This window comes from Gemmatimonadota bacterium (assembly GCA_009692115.1).
Lineage (GTDB): Bacteria > Gemmatimonadota > Gemmatimonadetes > Gemmatimonadales > GWC2-71-9 > SHZU01.
On record SHZU01000002.1, the window covers coordinates 234,704 to 251,401 of the forward strand.

Sequence of the window (16,698 nt, forward strand, 5' to 3'; positions counted from 1 at the left end):
CGGCCGCGAACCGGCCGACCGATCCGCCAGGGCCGCGGCCAGTGCCAAGAATCCACCGACCAACAAAAATTCGGCCCAGCACCGGGGCAGATGGCGAAGGGAACGGATCATTGGGGCCGGCTCCACAAGCGGTACGCTTTGGCGGCCCAGGCCAGTCCGATAACGAATCCCATGGCGAATCATAGATCCTTGGAATACGGCACAACGTGGGGGCGGGCGTTTCGGTTCCCGGCCCAATCCGGGTGACGGGTATCCGTCACCCGATGGCTCTGGCGCGCGGCCAGCGACCGGGCCAAATTTGGAGGTTGTGTCCCATTGCCCCGGAGACCTGGATGCGTCGAAGTCTTCTGCTCGCCACTGCCTTCTCGCTGGTATTGCCGCCGCTGGTCAAGGCTCAAGTTCCCGCTATCAGCGACAAGGTCAAGGCCTTCGAACGCCTCGATGGTTTCGTGCCGATGTACTGGGATGCCCAAGCTGGCAAGCTCTGGCTCGAGGTGGCGCGGCTGGGCCAAGAGATGCTCTACCTCAACTCCTTGCCGACCGGGGTGGGGTCGAATGACATCGGCCTCGACCGAGGTCAGCTGGGCGGCGAGCGGGTCGTTCGGTTCGAGCGGGTCGGGCCGAAGGTCCTCCTGATCCAACTGAACTATGGGTTTCGGGCGGTGACCGACAATCCTGATGAGCGGCGGGCGGTGGAGCAATCATTCGCCCAGTCCGTCGTCTGGGGTTTCAAGGTCGAGGCGGAGTCGAACGGCGCGGTGCTGATCGACGCGACCGACTTCGTGATGCGAGACGCCTACGACGTGGTGGGGGCCATGCGCCGGAGCGGGCAGGGTACCTTCAAGCTCGATCCGTCGCGGGGGGCTCTCTACCTCGAACGAACCCGGGGCTTCCCCAAGAACTCTGAGATCGAGGCCACCCTCACTTTCCTGAGCGACAATCCCGGCCGGTGGGTCCGGGATGTGGCGGCGAGTCCTGAGGCGGTTACGGTTCGCCAGCACCACTCCTTCGTGGCCCTCCCGGGCGCCGGGTATCTGCCCCGGGTCAGCGATCCGAGAGGCGGCTTCTTCGGGATTAGTTACGCCGACTATGCCACCCCGATCAGCGCGCCGATTCAGAAACAGTTCATCTCGAGGCACCGGCTCCAGAAGAAGGACCCTCGAGCGGCCATGAGCGAGCCGGTGGCCCCGATCGTCTACTATCTCGATCGGGGGGTTCCGGAGCCGATCCGGACCGCCTTGCTGGATGGTGCCCGGTGGTGGAATCAGGCCTTCGAGGCGGCCGGGTACCGGGACGCGTTTCGGGTCGAGTTGATGCCTGAAGGCGCCGACCCCATGGACGTACGGTACAACGTCATCCAGTGGATTCACCGGCAGACCCGCGGTTGGAGCTACGGCGCGACGGTGACCGATCCCCGCACCGGAGAGATCATCAAGGGGCACGTGTCGCTCGGTTCCTTGCGGGTCCGGCAGGATTTTCTGATTGCCCAGGGCCTGACCGCCCCCTTCCTCACCGGCGACGAAACGGCGGCCGAGGCGGAACGGATGGCTTTGGCCCGGATTCGGCAGTTGTCCGCCCATGAGGTGGGTCACACGTTAGGCATCGAACACAATTACATCTCGAGCAGTCAAGGCCGGGCGTCGGTCATGGACTACCCGCATCCCTACGTCAAACTCACCAACGGGCGAATCGACCTCTCAGAGGCCTATCAGGAGGGGATTGGAGCGTGGGACAAGGAGGCCGTCCAGTTCGGCTATCAGGATTTTCCCCCCGGCACCGATGAAAAGGCGGGGTTGGCCGGCATCATCGCGGCCGCCCGGTTCCGGGGCCTCACGTTCCTGACTGACCAGGACGCCAGGCCCGCGGGTAGCGCCCATCCGGAAACCCATCTCTGGGACAACGGTACCAACGTCGCTCGGGAACTCGACCGGATGATGACGGTGCGCCGGGTGGCACTGGAGCAATTCGGCGAACGGGTCATTCCCCGGGGCGCCCCGATGGCGACCCTCGAGGAAGTCCTGGTCCCGCTCTACCTCCATCATCGCTACCAAGTCGAGGCGGCCACCAAGGTCATCGGCGGGCAGTGGTACGATTACGCCTTCCGGGGCGATGGGGTCGTACCCGTCAAGCCGGTGGCGTCCCAGGACCAGTTGGCGGCCTTGGCGTCCGTACTCGCCACGCTCAAGACCTCCGAACTCGCGCTTCCACGGGGGATTCTGGCCAAAATCCCGCCCCGGCCCGAGACCTACCCGGCCCATCGTGAACTCTTCGATCGATCCACTGGGCTGGTCTTCGATGCGATCCGCCCGGCCGCGGCCGCCGCGGACATGGTCGTCCAGTTCCTCTTCCATCCGGAACGGGCGGCGCGCCTGGTGCAACAGCGGGCCCTCGATCCCGGCCAACCGGGGCTCGACTTGGTCATTGACCGGGTCATCGCGGCGACCTTCGACGCCACCGCGCCATCGCCGTATGAGGCCGAAATTGGCCGGGCCGTGCAACGAGTCGTGGTCGACCGGTTGATGTCGTTGGCCGCCTCGGCCTCGATGAGTCAGGTCCGGGCCGTGGCCACCCAGAAGCTCCTGCAACTCGCCGATCGTCCAGTCCGGGCCGCTCTTGGCTCATCCGAAAACCGGGCCGCCCGGGCGCTCTTCGCCGCCGACATCCGCCGGTTTGTTGCCCGCCCCTACGATCCGACCAAACTGATTCCGGCAGCCGATGCTCCGCCCGGGAGTCCGATCGGACTGCCCGATCTCGAGCCCAATCCTTAGGACTTCCGATGCGCCATCTGTTTGCTCGAATTGCTTTTGGGGTGGTGGCTCTAACGGCCGACCTAGCTCCGCTGGCGGCCCAAGCACCGTCGCCGGCCGCCAAGCCCGAAGACGTCAGCTCCATCGACGCCATTGTCGGAGCGTTGTACCACGTGATCTCCGGGCCGGCCGGCCAGAAGCGAGACTGGGATCGGTTCCGCTCCTTGTTTGCCCCGGGTGCCCGGCTGATGCCCACGGGCCGCGATCCCGCCGGCAAAGGGCGGTTGGTCGTGTGGAGCGCCGACGACTATATCAAGACCGCCGGGGGCAACCTCGAAACAACTGGGTTCTTCGAGCGCGAAATCGGCCGGACGGTAGAGCAATACGGGAAAGTGGTCCAGGTCTTCAGCGCCTACGACTCCCGCCGCCTGGCCGCCGATGACAAGCCGTTCGCCCGCGGGATCAACAGCATTCAGCTCTTCGACGACGGCACCCGCTGGTGGATCGTCACGGTGCTCTGGGAGCAGGAGTCCGTGGCCAATCCGATTCCAGCAAAGTACCTGAAGCCCTGATGCGGCCCCGCGGTTGGGCCGCTCTAGTGGCGGGGGGCGCCCTCCTGCTCGGCGGGTCGATACCAGAAGCCGCTCCGCCGCTGTTGTGTGGCCCGGAGGCCGGTGACCGGCTACGGCCCAGTCAAGATCTCTATTGCCTGGAGTTGGTCGCCCGGCCGGACATTCCCGTCTCCGCAACGGCTACCGTGGAACTCGGCCGAGCCGACTCGCCCTTCGACGTCGCGACCAATCGAGTCGGGAACCAGCGATTCGATGCGACGCTGGTCCTCCGAGGGCTCCCGGCCCCGAGTACCCTCGGGCCCTATACCAGCTATGTCGCCTGGGTCACATCGCCGTCCCTCGATCCGATGATTCCGTTCGGTGCGGTGTTGAACGGCCGGAACCACCTCGGCGAAATCAGCCTCGACAAGTTCCTGATCTTCGTGACGGCGGAAGCCCGGCCGGATGTGACCGAGCGGAACGGTCGGCTGGTGCTCCGGGGTATGTCGCCGAGTATCCGGATGCAACAGCATTCGATGTTGATGATCAACCGGGCTCCGGATTCCAACTCGGCGGGCCACGATATGGCCGGGATGGACCACGGGGGTACCCAGTGGTCCATGCCGCCCGCGCGGGCCGGAATTCCGATGATGCCGATGCCCGGCGTCGATGGATTGGTGCCGCCGGTTGAACCGTTCCTGCCGGGAGCGGGGCTCGACGCGACGACCTTGCCCGAGGCCACACCGCGGACGGTGGCTCGCCTCCGGCACGGCGACACCCTCGACTTGACGGCGTCGTTGGTTCGCCGGACGATCAACGGCCGGACCCTGGTGATGTATGCCTACAACGGGCAATACCCGGGGCCGCTGCTCCAGGTCGACGAAGGGGCCACGGTCGTGGTCCGGTTTCATAATGCCATCGATATGCCGACGGCGGTCCATTGGCACGGGATCCGGCTCGAAAATCGGAGCGACGGCGCGCCCGGGGTCACCCAGGACCCCGTCGAGCCCGGCCAGGGGTTTACCTATCGGATTCGGTTCCGTGACTCCGGGATCTATTGGTACCATCCCCATATCCGGGAAGACGTGCAGCAGGACCTCGGACTCTATGGCAACATCCTGGTCCGGCCCAAGCGGCCCGATGCGTTCGGGCCGAGCCATCGGGAAGAGACCGTCATGCTCGACGACATTCTCCTCGGCGAGGCGGGCCTGGTGCCCTACGGAAAGGATGACGCCACCCACGCCCTGATGGGCCGATTCGGCAACCTTCTCCTGGCCAACGGCGATTCGCACTATCGACTGACCGTTCGACCGAATGAAATCGTTCGGTTTTACTTCACCAACGTGGCCAACACCCGGACGTTCAACCTGACAATTCCCGGGGCCCAGATGAAACTGGCCGGCGCGGACGTTGGCCGATACGAACGGGAGGAGTGGACGGATCACGTGTCGATCGCACCGGCCCAACGGTACATCGTGGACGTCCGGTTCCCCGGCGCCGGCAGCTTCCCGCTGATCAATCAGATCCAGGCCATCGATCACAACGTGGGGAATTTCTACGCGGAGTACGACACCCTGGGGACGGTCACCGCTGCTGGGGCCCCGATGACGCCCGATCTGACGAGCCGCTACCAGCGGCTCCGGATTAACCGCGACGTCGTAACGGACATTGCCAAGTACCGGCCCTGGTTTGCCAAGCCGGCTGACAAGCAACTGTTTCTGACGCTCCGGCTCGGCGACCTTCCGTTCGGGGTCATGCAAATGCTCCGGCGGGATGTGATGTACTCCCATCCGGTGGAGTGGAGCGGCACCATGCCGATGATGGACTGGCTTCCAACCGCCCGGGAGACCAAGTGGGTCCTCCGCGACCCGGCGACCGGCAAGGAGAACATGGCGGTGGACTGGACCTTCAAACTGGGCGATGTCGTCAAGATCCGGATCGGCAACGACCGAAGCTCGCTCCATCCGATGTCCCATCCAATCCACCTCCATGGCCAGCGCTTCCTGGTCCTGGCTCACAACGACGTCCCGACCCGCAATTTGGTGTGGAAAGACACCGTGCTCTTGCCGGTCGGCGGGACCGCGGACCTGCTGGTTGAGATGTCGAACCCCGGCAAGTGGATGATGCACTGCCATATTGCCGAACATCTCGAAACCGGGATGATGGGAGTCTTTGAGGTTCGCTGACCTGCCGGGCCGAAACCGCGAGGGCGCCCGGCACGTACCAGGCAAGCTATGATGCTCCCCTCCGCCCTCGTGCTGTTCCTCGTCCTGTCCAGCCAAGACACCACTCGCACCGCCCCCGCCGGGAGCTATGCCGATTCCGCGACCGGCGTGTTGGTGACCCAAGCCCGGCAGGCCCGGGAGCGAAACGAACGCCTGGTGACCTCCTACCGCGCCACGGTCACCCAACGCCTTGGCGCCGGCATCAAGGCGCTGTCGCGCGACCGGATGCTGTTCCGTCAGGAACTGGCCGCTAAGATCGAATGGCACCGCGATGGTCCAAGCCGGGTCGAAGTCACCGGGGCCCGCGAAGCGCTCCCAGTCGTTACCCGCGGCGACCACGTGCCCGATGACCTGGATAGCCAAACCCGATGGCTCGTCATCAACCCCGCGGAGGACTACCTCCGCGTCGTGGGGCTCGATGACGACGAGGCTGGATTCGTCTACCCGCTCCGCGAGGGCGGGGAACGGGACTACCGCTTTGCCATCGGGGATTCCACCGTCATCTCGCTCCCGACCGGCAAACGAATCCGGCTCGTCGAGCTCAAGGTTACGCCCCGCCGGTCGGAGTGGCGGCTGATGTCGGGGTCGCTCTGGTTCGATGCCGACAGCTACGGATTGGTCCGGGCCGTGTTCCGTCCGGCGCGTCCGTACGAGTTCCGGCGAGACGCCGACCCCGGGGATCGTGACGACGTGCCCCAGTGGGTCAACGCCTCGGGCGAAGTCAAATTCGTGACCCTCGAGTACGGCTTCTACGAAAATCGGTGGTGGATGCTTCGGTACGTCGCGCTCGATGCGGTCGGGGCGGTCGGCTCGTGGCTCGGGATGCCGCTTCGGATGGAACGGATCTACGCCGATTATGAGGTCGAGGGCGGGACCCCGCCTGATCCAGCTAGTACCTTTCGGCCGGCCGGTACCACCCGGCGCCGCGGACCCGAGGGCCCCGTCGACTCCGTGGCTCGCAAGGCCCGGGCCGACAGTGTCCGGCGGGTCGTGGACGAATGCATCAAAGAGGCCACCGAGCAGGTTGGCCGGAGCCGGGAAGACCGCCGAACGGTCCGAGTCCGGATCGGCCGTTGCACCCGGCCGAACAACGACTCGACGTTGGTCGTGGTCGTTCCCGCCGACACCGTCAGTCTGCTGACGAGCCCGACGTTAGGCGAATCGATCCTCAAACTGGGCGATATGATCTCGGAAGCCGAGATCAGGGGCCTGGCCGACGCCATCGGCGGGCTTCCCAAGACGCCGTGGTCAAGCCGACTGGAACTCCCCCAAGGACTTGGCTCGCTGCTCGACAAAGCTCGCTACAACCGGGTCGAAGGACTCTCCCTCGGCCTATCCGCTAAGGCCGACTTCGGGCGGTTTTCCCTCGAGGGCCGAGGCCGGCTCGGGATTGCCGACGGCTGGCCCAACCTCGAGGGGGTGGCCACGTTGCCCGGGGGCCGGACCCGGTTCCGGGTGGCGGGTTATCGCCGCCTCGCCGCCGCCAATCCCGAGACCCGGCCCTTCGGCGCCGTGAATTCATTCTTCGGGCTCATGGCGCATCGCGACGACGGCCAGTACTTCCGCGCTGGCGGGGGCGAATTGCTGGCGGAGAACACGGTCTCGGGATGGTGGAGCCTTCGGGCCTATGCGGAGCGGCAATCCCGGGCAGAGACCGAAACGACGTTTTCAGTGCCCCGGTTGTTCGGAAGCGATGCCGGGTTCCGGCCGAACATCATCGCGGACCCCGCCGACCAACTCGGGGTTCGGCTCAATCTCCGGCTCGACCGCCCGGTGTCTCGCTCCGTCACCCTCGGCGGAGATGTGTCGATTGAGGGTGCCACCGGCGACTTCGACTTCGGCAAGGGATCGGCCGGCCTTCGGGCCTACATCGCTCCAGGCGGGCCCATCGCCGTCGCCTTCGGAGCCTCGGCCGGCAGCAGCACCGGGACCGTGCCGGTGCAGAGCCGCCATTACCTCGGCGGCCCGACTAACCTCCGCGGCTACGCCGGCGGGGTCACCTCCGGGTCGGCCTACTGGAGTGGCCGGGCCGAAGTGGCCAATAGCTTCCCCGCGTTTCGTCTGACCGCGTTCAGTGATATCGGTTGGGCCGGCCCTCGCGCCGACTTCGCCCGTGGCAAGCCGCTCCTCGGCGCCGGCCTAGGCCTAAGCGTCCTCGACGGCCTTGTCCGCCTGGACCTGGCCCGGGGCCTCCGAAGCCCCAAGGGCTGGCGCTTCGATCTCTATTTCGACGGAATACTGTAGCTCCGCACTCGGCACTCGGCGGTCACTGCCGAGCGCCGAGCACCACAATCCATGCGGTGGAGGCGAGGGCGAAGGCTACGCAACCGATCATCAGGAGGGTTGGGCCGCGGCCCTGGGCCAAGAGCAGGGCGGCGGCGGCGGCGAGGACGATGAGTCGCACGGTCTCGCTGATCGGGGCCCAGCGGCGGGATTCGAGGACGGCGGCCACGTTGCTGAGAGCCAGGATGAGGTAGAAGGCGCCGGCGAGGGTTTGGCCGACCGGCAGCGTTTTGACCGCGGCGAGGAGGGCGACGGCTCCGATCATCGTGGCACCGAATTGGGCGGCGGCGTAGGCCTGGAACGGGCGGGCGACCGGTGGGTCGAACTTGTGATAGGTGGCCGGGCTGACCGGGGTCGGGTGTTCGCTCTCGCCGAGCTCGGCGGGGCTCCAGCCGGGGCGGCCGAAGATGATTCGGCGTTTGTCCTTCCAGGCCGTTGCCCGCCATGCCTTCCGGGCAATCTCGACGAAGATGTGCAGGTTGGCCCAGACCGGGTTCCAGCTCCCGAGCGGCTTGGTGATGCCGTAGACCGGCGGTTCGACCTCGGGTTCGAATGAGCGGAACAGCCGATCCCAGATGATGAAGACCCCGGCGTAGTTCCGGTCCTGGTATTGGGGGTTGACCCCGTGATGAACCCGATGGTGCGACGGGGTGTTCATCATGGCCTCGAACGGCCCGGGCAGTTGATCGATGGCCCGGGTGTGGATCCAGAACTGATAGATCAAGTTGAGGCCGTGGCAGACCACCCACATGGTGACCGGAATGCCCAGTAGTGCGAGCGGCATGTAGAAGACCCAACCCATCAGACCGTGGAGACTCGACTGCCGGAGCGCCACGGTCAGATTGTATTCCTCGCTCGAGTGATGGACCACATGGCCGGCCCAGAGGATGTTCACCTCGTGAGACATCCGATGGAGCCAGTAGTACGCCAGGTCGTCGAGAACGAACACCGTAACCCAGGCTCCGAGTGCCCAGACGTCGAGGCCGAATCCGAAGAGGTTGTCCGTGGCGGGAAAGGGCGTTCGGTCGCTCCAGTCCGGGAGACCCAACCACCGCGGGATCGAGGCTGCTTGCTCGACGGCCCCGTAGACGATCATGGTGCCGATCGCCACGAAGATCCCGACCAACTGACTCACCGTGCCTAACGAAAGATCGCTGATCGAATCGTTGAGCCGGTAGAGATGCCGGCCGGTGCGCCGGGCCACCAGCAGTTCGAGGCTGATCAGCGCGAAAAAGAGCGGAATGGATGCCTGAATTACGTCCATGGTGTAAGATAGGGGACAACCTTTGCCGGAACCAACGACCCATGAAGATGTGCTACGCTCTTGTCCTCGCCTCGATCCTTGGCGGGCCCCTCGCGGCCCAAGATCGCCTCGACCTCCTCTCCGCCGAGATCGACCGGGTGGCACCGCTCTCCGGCGGGGTGCTCGGCATCGGAATCCACCACCTCGAAACCGGCCGGGAGTTGTACGTCCGCGGCGACGACCAGTTTCCGATGGCGAGCAGTTTCAAGGTGCCGGTGGCCGTCCAGCTGCTGACCCTCGTGGACCAGGGAAAACTCCGGCTCGACAGTATGGTCACGCTCAAGCCGAGCGATCTGCACCCCGGCAGCGGGACCCTGACCAACCTGTTCGACGATCCCGGGGTCTCGCTCTCGGTCCGGAATCTGCTCGAGCTCATGCTGCTGATCAGCGACAACTCGGCCACTGACATTTTGCTTCGGTTGGCCGGCGGCGGCGAGCCGGTCAACGCCCGGCTCCGGGCCCTCGGCGTGTCGGGGATCTCCGTCGACCGGCCGACCGTGGCGCTGATTGCCGACGCGGTCGGGGTTCGGAACCTGCCGCCGGAGTCGGAGCTGACCCCGAAAGTGTTTCGGGAGCTGTCCCGCCAAGTGACCGACGACGAGCGGAAAGCGGCGGTCGAGGTGTTTTACCATGATCCGCGGGATACGGCGACTCCCAAAGGAATGGCCGCGTTGCTCCGGAAGATTTGGCGGGGCGAAGCGCTCAGTCCGGAGAGCACGGCGCTGTTGATCGACATCATGTATCGGTGCCAGACCGGTCAGGCCCGGATTAAGGGGCTGCTGCCCCCGGACGTGCGGGTGGCCCACAAGACCGGGACCCTGGGCCTTGGGGTGGCGGCGGACGTCGGAGTGATCGAGCTCCCGGGCGGGGGCGGCCATTTGATCGTGACGGCCTTCGTCAAGCAGTCGACGAAGGACGGACCGGAGCAGGAACGGGCGATTGCCCAAGCGGCGCGCGCCGCCTACGACTATTTCCTGTTCCACCCCGGGCGTTAGGTGGGTTGCGGACCGGCTAGGTGGGGTTGTGGCGACCACCAGGGCCTGTTATCGCCGTGGCCGTTGGCGTATCTGACCCATTGATGGCTCGAATCCCGGCTGGTGGCGTGACCATGGTTTGTTCCACCCGAGGCCGGATCTGGATGGCTGCCGGCATGCTGATGGCGGGCGGGGCTCCGCGAGCCGGACGGGCCCAACCCGCACCCCTGGCCGGTCTGGACCGGTATATCGAGTCATCGATGCGGGCCTGGAAGGTCCCGGGCCTGGCGATGGCGGTCGTGCACAAAGGCCAAATCGTGCTGGCCCGGGGCTACGGCGTTCGGCGGGTTGGATCGGCCGACCCCGTGACCGATGAAACGCTCTTCGCGATCGGCTCGGCCACCAAGACCTTCACGGCCACCGCCATCGGGATGCTGGCCGAGCAAGGCAAGCTCGGGCTCGACGAGCCAGTGATTCGATACCGGCCGGATTTCCGGCTCTTCGATCCAGTCGCCACCCGCGAGGTGACGCTGCGGGATCTGCTGAGCCATCGAACCGGACTCGCCGGCGGCGATTTCCTCTGGGCTACCGGCGAGTTTGGCCGCGATGAGATCGTCCGCCGGGCCGGGACGATTGCGCCGGTATGGCCGTTTCGTTCCCACTTCGACTATAGCAATGTGATGTTCATCGCGGCCGGGCAGGTGGCGGCCACGGTTGCCGGGCAGTCCTGGGATGATCTAGTGAAGACCCGGATCCTCGACCCGCTCGGGATGCCAGCGACCGTCACCAGCGTTCGGTCCCTCCCGGCCGGTGGGAATGTCGCGACACCGCACGACCCGACCGACGGGGAACCCCGCCCGGTGGCGTGGCGCAACATGGACAACACCGCGGCGGCCGGCGGCATCAACTCGAACGTGCGGGACATGGCCCGGTGGCTGCAATTCCAGTTGGGCGGGGGCGCGGTCAACGGCCGCCAGCTGGTCGGCCGGTCGTTCCTCGACATGATGCGGAAACCGGAGACCCTGATCCAGCGAGACGGCTCCTGGGCCATGATGAGTCCGGAAGGCCACTTTATGGCCTACGGGCTGGGCTGGATCATGAGCGACTATCGGGGCCGGCAATTGCTCCAACACGGCGGTGGCATCGACGGGATGAGCGCCATGGTTGGGCTCCTGCCCGAGGCTGATATCGGGATCGTCGTGTTGAGCAACCTCAACGGCAATCAACTCCCGCTGGCCGTGATGATGCGGGTCTTCGATGCCTACCTGCAGGCGCCCGATCGAGACTGGAGCGGCGAATATCATCAACTCGGCAGAGGGGCGGAGGCGGCCGGGAAGGCGGAGGAGCAACAGAGGACCCGGCAGCTGGTGGCGGGGACCAGCCCGACATTGCCGCCCGCGGGCTATGTCGGCACCTATCGGGAACCCACCTACGGTGATCTGTCGGTCACCATGGAGAACGGGGTCCTCCGGGCGCGCTTCGGGCCGGAATTCGTTGGCCGGCTCGAGCATCTGCAGTTCGACACCTTCCGCGCGGTCTGGGACAATCCGGCCCGGGAAACCAATTACCTCAACTTCACGATCGACGTGACCCGACGGGCCGCTGAGGCGGATCTGTACCTCTGGGCTCCGGCCCATTTCAAGCGAGTTCCCGAATGACCTCATGTCCTGGGTGTGGGGTGCCGATACTCCGAGGGATGCGGACTCTCCTGCTGGCTCTCGGGGTCTTGGTGGTGGCGTCGGGCCGAGCCCTTGCCCAGGTCAGCTACTCGCACGACGCCCTCGAGGAAATCCAGTCGATCAGCGTTCGGGCCGACGTCCAGGGCCCCGGCGACAATGGCCGGTTGGGCCCGGCTGCTCGAAGACATCGTGCGCCAGGAACTGACCCGGGCCGACATTCTCTACGAGCGGGGTGACCCCCGCGCCGATGACTGCTGCACCCTCCGGCTCGACGTTCGGCTGGCGACCGGTGCGGGCCGGGCTCGGTTCGGTGTTGGCTATACCGCCCGGTTGGAACTCGGCTACCGCGACCGGGTCGGCAATGCGCCGAGCTGGACGACGGTCTGGGCCGGGCGGATGCTCTCGAACGTCGTGGAACGACCCGGGCTCGACCAGTCGGTCCGGGCCGCCGCCCTGGAGTTGGTCGGCGACTTCATCGATCGGTACCGGGAGTACTTCCCCCGCCGTTAGGCCATCAGGGCTGTTTCTTTAAATCGACATAGGATGCCAGCGAGTACATGATCGGGTCGGTCACCGACATCGCATTGGCCTGGCCCTTGAGCGTGCCGTCCTGCAGCAGCAACCCGAGCCTCACGAAGTGAGGCCATCGTTTGGCGTCCCCGGTCGGAATCTCGCCCCCAAACCGCCCGGACAGCCGGCCGTCGATCAAACTGACTTCGTTGAGGATGGCCCGCGGCTGCTTCCCTAACCAGACATGAATGTCGCCATCCGGCTTGACCAGCAGACGCACCGCCACCGTCGAGTCCCAGGTCCGCATCGTACCGGACCATTGGCCGATCAACTCCGGCGTCGCCGCGAAGGTGCGGGGGGCCGGGGCCGGCCGGCCCCGGCGTACCCGCAACGAGTCGGCATACCGGGGCAGAAGCGCGGCGGCAATGTCCTGGGCGATGAAGTCGGGCCGGATTCCGGTGTTGGCGAGGACCACGATGGCGAGGTTCTCGGTCGGGTAGAGATTCATCGCCGTCGCGACGCCAGGCATTCCGCCGGTGTGGCCGAATCTGAGAAAGCCCATGTCGTCAGGGGCGATTCCGAAGCCGAGTCCGTAGGAGGCCGGCGCGACCGGCAGGTGCATCAGGTCGACGGATTCGGGCTTGAGGATCGGCCGCTGGTCCGGGAGCTTGTTCTTCAGGTGGAACATCCCGAACCGGACCAGGTCGTGGGCACTCGAGTACACCGCCGACGCGCCGACGTGGTCGAAGGTGTAGAACGGAATCGGTTTCTGGTCCCCGTCATAGCGCTCGGCGGCGAAGTCCTCCATGCCGGGCGGGATGTCGATGGCCGTGCGGGTCAGGCCGAGCGGCAGGAAGACTTCGCTCCGCATGAAGTCGGCATAACGCTGACCCGAGGCTCGCTCGATGATGTGGTCGATGATGCCGAACCCCAAATTGGAATACTCGTGGAGCTTGCCGGGAGGGAACACCAGATTCCCATACCGGCTGATCGCCTCGTCCATCGTCGGCGGGCCGTACCCCCGGTCGGCATAGTAGAACTGGTAGTGGAGCGGGAGGCCGGCGGTATGGCCCATCACTCGGCGCACGGTGGCCCGCGACGCGTCGCCGGCCAACCCGGTCAGCTTGCCCAATCCGAGGTAATCGTTAGCCGGCTGATCGAGCGCGACCCGGCCGCGGTCGACGAGGATCATGAGACCGGTCGCGGTGACCGGTTTTGAGATCGAGGCCAACGAGTACATCGTGTGGTGGGTGGCGCCGATCATCTTCTCGCGGTTGGCCCAGCCGAATCCCTCTTCCCACAAGATCTTGCCGTCCTTGGCCACCGCGACGGCGACCGACGCCGTGTTGGTGGAATCAAGGAATCGTTTGATCGACGCGCGGATCGGGGCGAAGCGGTCGGCGGTTTGAGCGGGCAGGGCGGTGCTGCCGGCCAGGAGGAACAGGAGCAGGAGGACGGACCGGGTCATTGGGTGGCCTGTGGGGGTCGCTTGAAGTTACCTTTTGCCCACGATATTGGATACATCCCCTTTTCTCCCCGGATCGCCATGACCCGTTCCACTTGGCTCAGTTCCCTCGGTCTCGTTCTCATCGGCGGGGCACCGGGGCGCTCCGCGGCTGATCCCGACCCCAAGGCGATCGACGCGATCTTCGCCAAGTACGACCACACCACGGCGCCGGGTTGCGCGGTGGGCGTCTTTCGGAACGGGCAGACGATCTTCGGCCGGGGCTATGGGATGGCCGACCTCAACCAAGGCGTCCCGATCACGACCAACACGGTCTTCTACATCGCCTCAACCTCGAAACAGTTCACCGCGATGAGTACGGCGCTCTTGGCCGAGCAAGGGAAGATTTCGCTCGACGATCCGGTCCGAAAATGGGTGCCGGAGCTTCCGGCCGGGGCCGACCGGGTGACGATTCGGCATCTGGTGCACCATACCAGCGGCCTGCGGGACTACCTCGGTCTTTGGGGTACCTCGGGGCGGGGCTTTGCCGACGAGATCCCCGAGGAAGTGGGACTCGATTTGATCGTCCGGCAGAAAGCGCTCGATTTCGAACCGGGGAGCCGCTACTCATACTCGAATTCAGGCTACTTCCTGTTGTCGGTGATCGTACACCGGGCCAGTGGCAAGACCCTCCGTCAGTTCGCCGAAGCCAACATCTTTGGTCCTCTCGGGATGACGGCCACCCATTTCCACGACAACAATGCCGAAATCGTCGGGCGGCGCGCCGAAGGGTATCAGCCATTGCCGGGCGGCGGGTTCGAGATCGTCCGGACCAGCTTTGCCCTGGTCGGCGACGGCGGATTGCTGACGACGATTCAGGATCTGGCTCGATGGGACGAGAACTTCTACGCCAACCGGCTCGGAACCCGAGGCGCGGCGCTGGTCGACCAGGTCACCACGCCCGGGCGGCTCAACACCGGTGAGGCCCAGACGTACGCGTTCGGCCTGATGGCCGGGCAGTACCGCGGCCAGCCGGTCATCGAGCACGGCGGCTCCTTCATCGGCTACCGGGCCCAGTTGCTGCGGTTCCCGGCCCAGCATTTCTCGGTGGCCGTACTTTGCAACGACTACACCGCTCAGCCTGAGCGGATGGCCCACCAGGTGGCCGACCTGTATCTGGCCGACCGACTGGCCCCGGTGGCCGGACCGAAGACCAAAGCCGCCGGCGCGACCCTCGCAGCCGACCGGCTGGACCGGTGGGTGGGGAGTTACGAGCTGATGCCCGGGGCGGTAAGTCGGGTGACGAGGGACGGCGCGGCGCTCACGATGAGCGTCTTCGGGCAGGTGATTCCTCTCGCGGCGATCGACGATTCGACGTTCGACGCCTCACCGATCGCCGACCAGGTCGCGTTCCGGATGACCGCCGCCGGACCCGCCATGACGGTAAAGGCCATTGGGATCGTGGACCCGGTCGTCAGGCTCAGCCCGCCGCCGGCGTACACGGCCGCGGAGCTCCAGGCTTTCGTCGGGCGCTACGCGAGCGATGAACTCGATACCTGGTCGGTCATCGAGGCTAAGGGGGACACCTTGCGGGCCCGGACCCGGTGGGCGGCCTGGGCAACGTTGCAGCCGATTGCCAAGGACCGCTTCGGCGTGGCGGGAGCCCGGGTCCAGTTTGAACGCGACCGGGCCGGCAAGGTGACCGGGTATCGGGTCAGCGCCGGCCGGATGCAGAACGTGGGCTTCGTTAGGCGGTAGCGGGCGGCGCGGTTCGCTCGACCCGAACGGCCATCCAAAGCAATGCGGCGACGACGGCAACTCCGGCCCAGACACCCAGGAGGCCGGTCCAGCCCAGCGGGTCGCGCATCCGGGGCACGGCCCAGATCGAGATGACGCCGCCTAGGTTGCCCATCAGGTTCAAGACCCCGCCCGCGGCGCCGGGGGCGTGGCGGCCCAGCGCGGTGGCAGTGGTCCAGAACGGGCCTTCGGCGGCACTGATGCAGGCCACCGACAGGGACAATGCCCCGATGGCCAGGAACGGGCTCGACAGGTTGGCGCCGATCACCACGAACGCCGCGGCCGCGAACAGGCATCCCATCGCGACGCGGCGGGCACCCCGGCCCTGACCAAACTTCCGGCCGAGCCGGTCGGCGGCCAACCCGCCGAGCGGGCCGAGGAGAAACGCGGTAAACGGGGGGATGCTTCCCCAGACGCCGCTGGCCAGCAGGCTCATGCCTCGGCCGTCGGTCAGATAGCGGAAGAACCAGAAGATGAAGACGAAAAATACGGCGGAGTGAAGCAGATAGGCCGTCGAGAGCAGCATCAAATCCCGATGCTTGAGCAGTGACAAGGCCTGTTTGGCTTGCTCCCGGAGCGGGAGGGCAATCCCGAGGCCACGTTTGGGGAGGGGCGCAAACAGAAACCAGAGTCCGGCCGCGACGAGGCCAACCACGCCGCTCGCGATAAAGACCGCCCGCCAGCCGGCTTGGACCATCAGCGGCGCGAGGGTGAGCGGCGCCAGGGCCGAGCCGAGCAGGGCGGTGGAGATGAAGATGGCGTTGGCGGTGGATCGTCGTTCAACCGGGACGGCCTGGCTGATGGCCATCGAGCCGGCGGGATAGGTGGCCGCCTGCGAGATGCCGAGCAGAACCCGAGCGGCAAAGAGCGACAGGAACACGCCGGCTCCGCCGCCGATCAGGCCAGTGGCGAACGACGCGACCGCCCAGCCCACCACCGCGAGCCCGAGTACTACTCGGGCGCCGAGGCGGTCGGCCAGGAAACCGGCGGGGACTTGGAAGAGGGCGTAGGCCAGTTGGAATCCCCAGGCGCTGATGCTGCCCATGTCGGCCATGGTGAGGCCGAGTTCGGGCGCCATGAGTTCTTGGGCAATCGCAATGTTCGAGCGAAGGGCGTAGCCGACGAGACTCAGGAGCGATAGCAACACGATCAAGCGGGTTGGCTGCCGATTCGGATCGGTCATGG

At 66.1% G+C, this 16,698-nt stretch carries 11 protein-coding genes; 8 read left to right on the forward strand and 3 right to left on the reverse strand.

Translation table 11 applies throughout. From position 1 onward, the window contains the following. The first annotated feature begins 332 nt into the window (after positions 1–332). The 4 genes from EXR94_03595 to EXR94_03610 all read left to right on the forward strand — a co-directional run bounded on the left by EXR94_03595 (position 333) and on the right by EXR94_03610 (position 7,767). The gene (locus EXR94_03595; GenBank protein MSR01812.1) at positions 333–2,768 is read left to right on the forward strand and encodes a DUF5117 domain-containing protein; all 2,436 of its coding nucleotides are present in this window, start codon (positions 333–335) and stop codon (positions 2,766–2,768) included. Between the two features lie 71 nt (positions 2,769–2,839). Further along, positions 2,840–3,319 (forward strand): hypothetical protein, encoded by a 480-nt coding sequence (locus EXR94_03600; protein MSR01813.1) that lies wholly within the window; start codon positions 2,840–2,842, stop codon positions 3,317–3,319. Further along, positions 3,319–5,484, forward strand: coding sequence for a multicopper oxidase family protein (locus EXR94_03605; protein MSR01814.1), 2,166 nt, complete (start codon positions 3,319–3,321; stop codon positions 5,482–5,484). Before EXR94_03600 ends, EXR94_03605 begins: the two co-directional genes overlap by 1 nt. Before the next feature lie 48 nt (positions 5,485–5,532). Beyond that, the gene (locus EXR94_03610; protein ID MSR01815.1) at positions 5,533–7,767 is read left to right on the forward strand and encodes a hypothetical protein; all 2,235 of its coding nucleotides are present in this window, start codon (positions 5,533–5,535) and stop codon (positions 7,765–7,767) included. A 22-nt stretch (positions 7,768–7,789) separates the two neighbouring features. Here the strand turns inward: EXR94_03610 and EXR94_03615 are convergent, their stop codons facing one another. Next, on the reverse strand, positions 7,790–9,070 hold the full coding sequence (locus EXR94_03615) for a sterol desaturase family protein (GenBank protein ID MSR01816.1): 1,281 nt from the start codon (positions 9,068–9,070) through the stop codon (positions 7,790–7,792). Here EXR94_03615 and bla point away from each other — a divergent pair. From bla to EXR94_03630, 3 genes are all read left to right on the forward strand, one after another. Beyond that, positions 9,052–10,104, forward strand: coding sequence for a class A beta-lactamase (gene bla / locus EXR94_03620; protein ID MSR01817.1), 1,053 nt, complete (start codon positions 9,052–9,054; stop codon positions 10,102–10,104). The two genes, EXR94_03615 and bla, sit on opposite strands and share 19 nt — an antisense overlap. An 83-nt stretch (positions 10,105–10,187) precedes the next feature. After that, the gene (locus EXR94_03625; GenBank protein MSR01818.1) at positions 10,188–11,741 is read left to right on the forward strand and encodes a serine hydrolase; all 1,554 of its coding nucleotides are present in this window, start codon (positions 10,188–10,190) and stop codon (positions 11,739–11,741) included. A 177-nt stretch (positions 11,742–11,918) separates the two neighbouring features. Continuing rightward, positions 11,919–12,272 (forward strand): hypothetical protein, encoded by a 354-nt coding sequence (locus tag EXR94_03630; protein ID MSR01819.1) that lies wholly within the window; start codon positions 11,919–11,921, stop codon positions 12,270–12,272. 4 nt (positions 12,273–12,276) lie between these two features. Here EXR94_03630 and EXR94_03635 read toward each other — a convergent pair whose 3' ends face one another. Continuing rightward, positions 12,277–13,740 (reverse strand): class A beta-lactamase-related serine hydrolase, encoded by a 1,464-nt coding sequence (locus EXR94_03635; protein ID MSR01820.1) that lies wholly within the window; start codon positions 13,738–13,740, stop codon positions 12,277–12,279. A gap of 78 nt (positions 13,741–13,818) precedes the next feature. Here EXR94_03635 and EXR94_03640 point away from each other — a divergent pair, with 78 nt between their 5' ends. Further along, positions 13,819–15,474 carry a class A beta-lactamase-related serine hydrolase gene (locus tag EXR94_03640; protein ID MSR01821.1) on the forward strand — a complete coding sequence of 552 codons (1,656 nt, stop codon included), beginning with the start codon at positions 13,819–13,821 and terminating at the stop codon, positions 15,472–15,474. On the opposite strand, the gene EXR94_03645 is transcribed toward EXR94_03640, so the two are convergent. After that, the gene (locus EXR94_03645) at positions 15,464–16,696 is read right to left on the reverse strand and encodes an MFS transporter (GenBank protein ID MSR01822.1); all 1,233 of its coding nucleotides are present in this window, start codon (positions 16,694–16,696) and stop codon (positions 15,464–15,466) included. The two genes, EXR94_03640 and EXR94_03645, sit on opposite strands and share 11 nt — an antisense overlap. Positions 16,697–16,698 lie beyond the last annotated feature (2 nt).

Bases quoted from the DNA above. Each gene is read 5' to 3' on its own strand.
- EXR94_03595 (MSR01812.1), top strand. From the start codon at position 333: ATGCGTCGAAGTCTTCTGCTCGCCACTGCCTTCTCGCTGGTATTGCCG.
- EXR94_03635 (MSR01820.1), bottom strand. From the start codon at position 13,740: ATGACCCGGTCCGTCCTCCTGCTCCTGTTCCTCCTGGCCGGCAGCACC.
- EXR94_03605 (MSR01814.1), top strand. From the start codon at position 3,319: ATGCGGCCCCGCGGTTGGGCCGCTCTAGTGGCGGGGGGCGCCCTCCTG.
- EXR94_03640 (MSR01821.1), top strand. From the start codon at position 13,819: ATGACCCGTTCCACTTGGCTCAGTTCCCTCGGTCTCGTTCTCATCGGC.
- EXR94_03625 (MSR01818.1), top strand. From the start codon at position 10,188: ATGGCTCGAATCCCGGCTGGTGGCGTGACCATGGTTTGTTCCACCCGA.
- EXR94_03630 (MSR01819.1), top strand. From the start codon at position 11,919: ATGGCCGGTTGGGCCCGGCTGCTCGAAGACATCGTGCGCCAGGAACTG.
- EXR94_03645 (MSR01822.1), bottom strand. From the start codon at position 16,696: ATGACCGATCCGAATCGGCAGCCAACCCGCTTGATCGTGTTGCTATCG.
- bla (MSR01817.1), top strand. From the start codon at position 9,052: ATGCCTGAATTACGTCCATGGTGTAAGATAGGGGACAACCTTTGCCGG.
- EXR94_03610 (MSR01815.1), top strand. From the start codon at position 5,533: ATGATGCTCCCCTCCGCCCTCGTGCTGTTCCTCGTCCTGTCCAGCCAA.
- EXR94_03615 (MSR01816.1), bottom strand. From the start codon at position 9,070: ATGGACGTAATTCAGGCATCCATTCCGCTCTTTTTCGCGCTGATCAGC.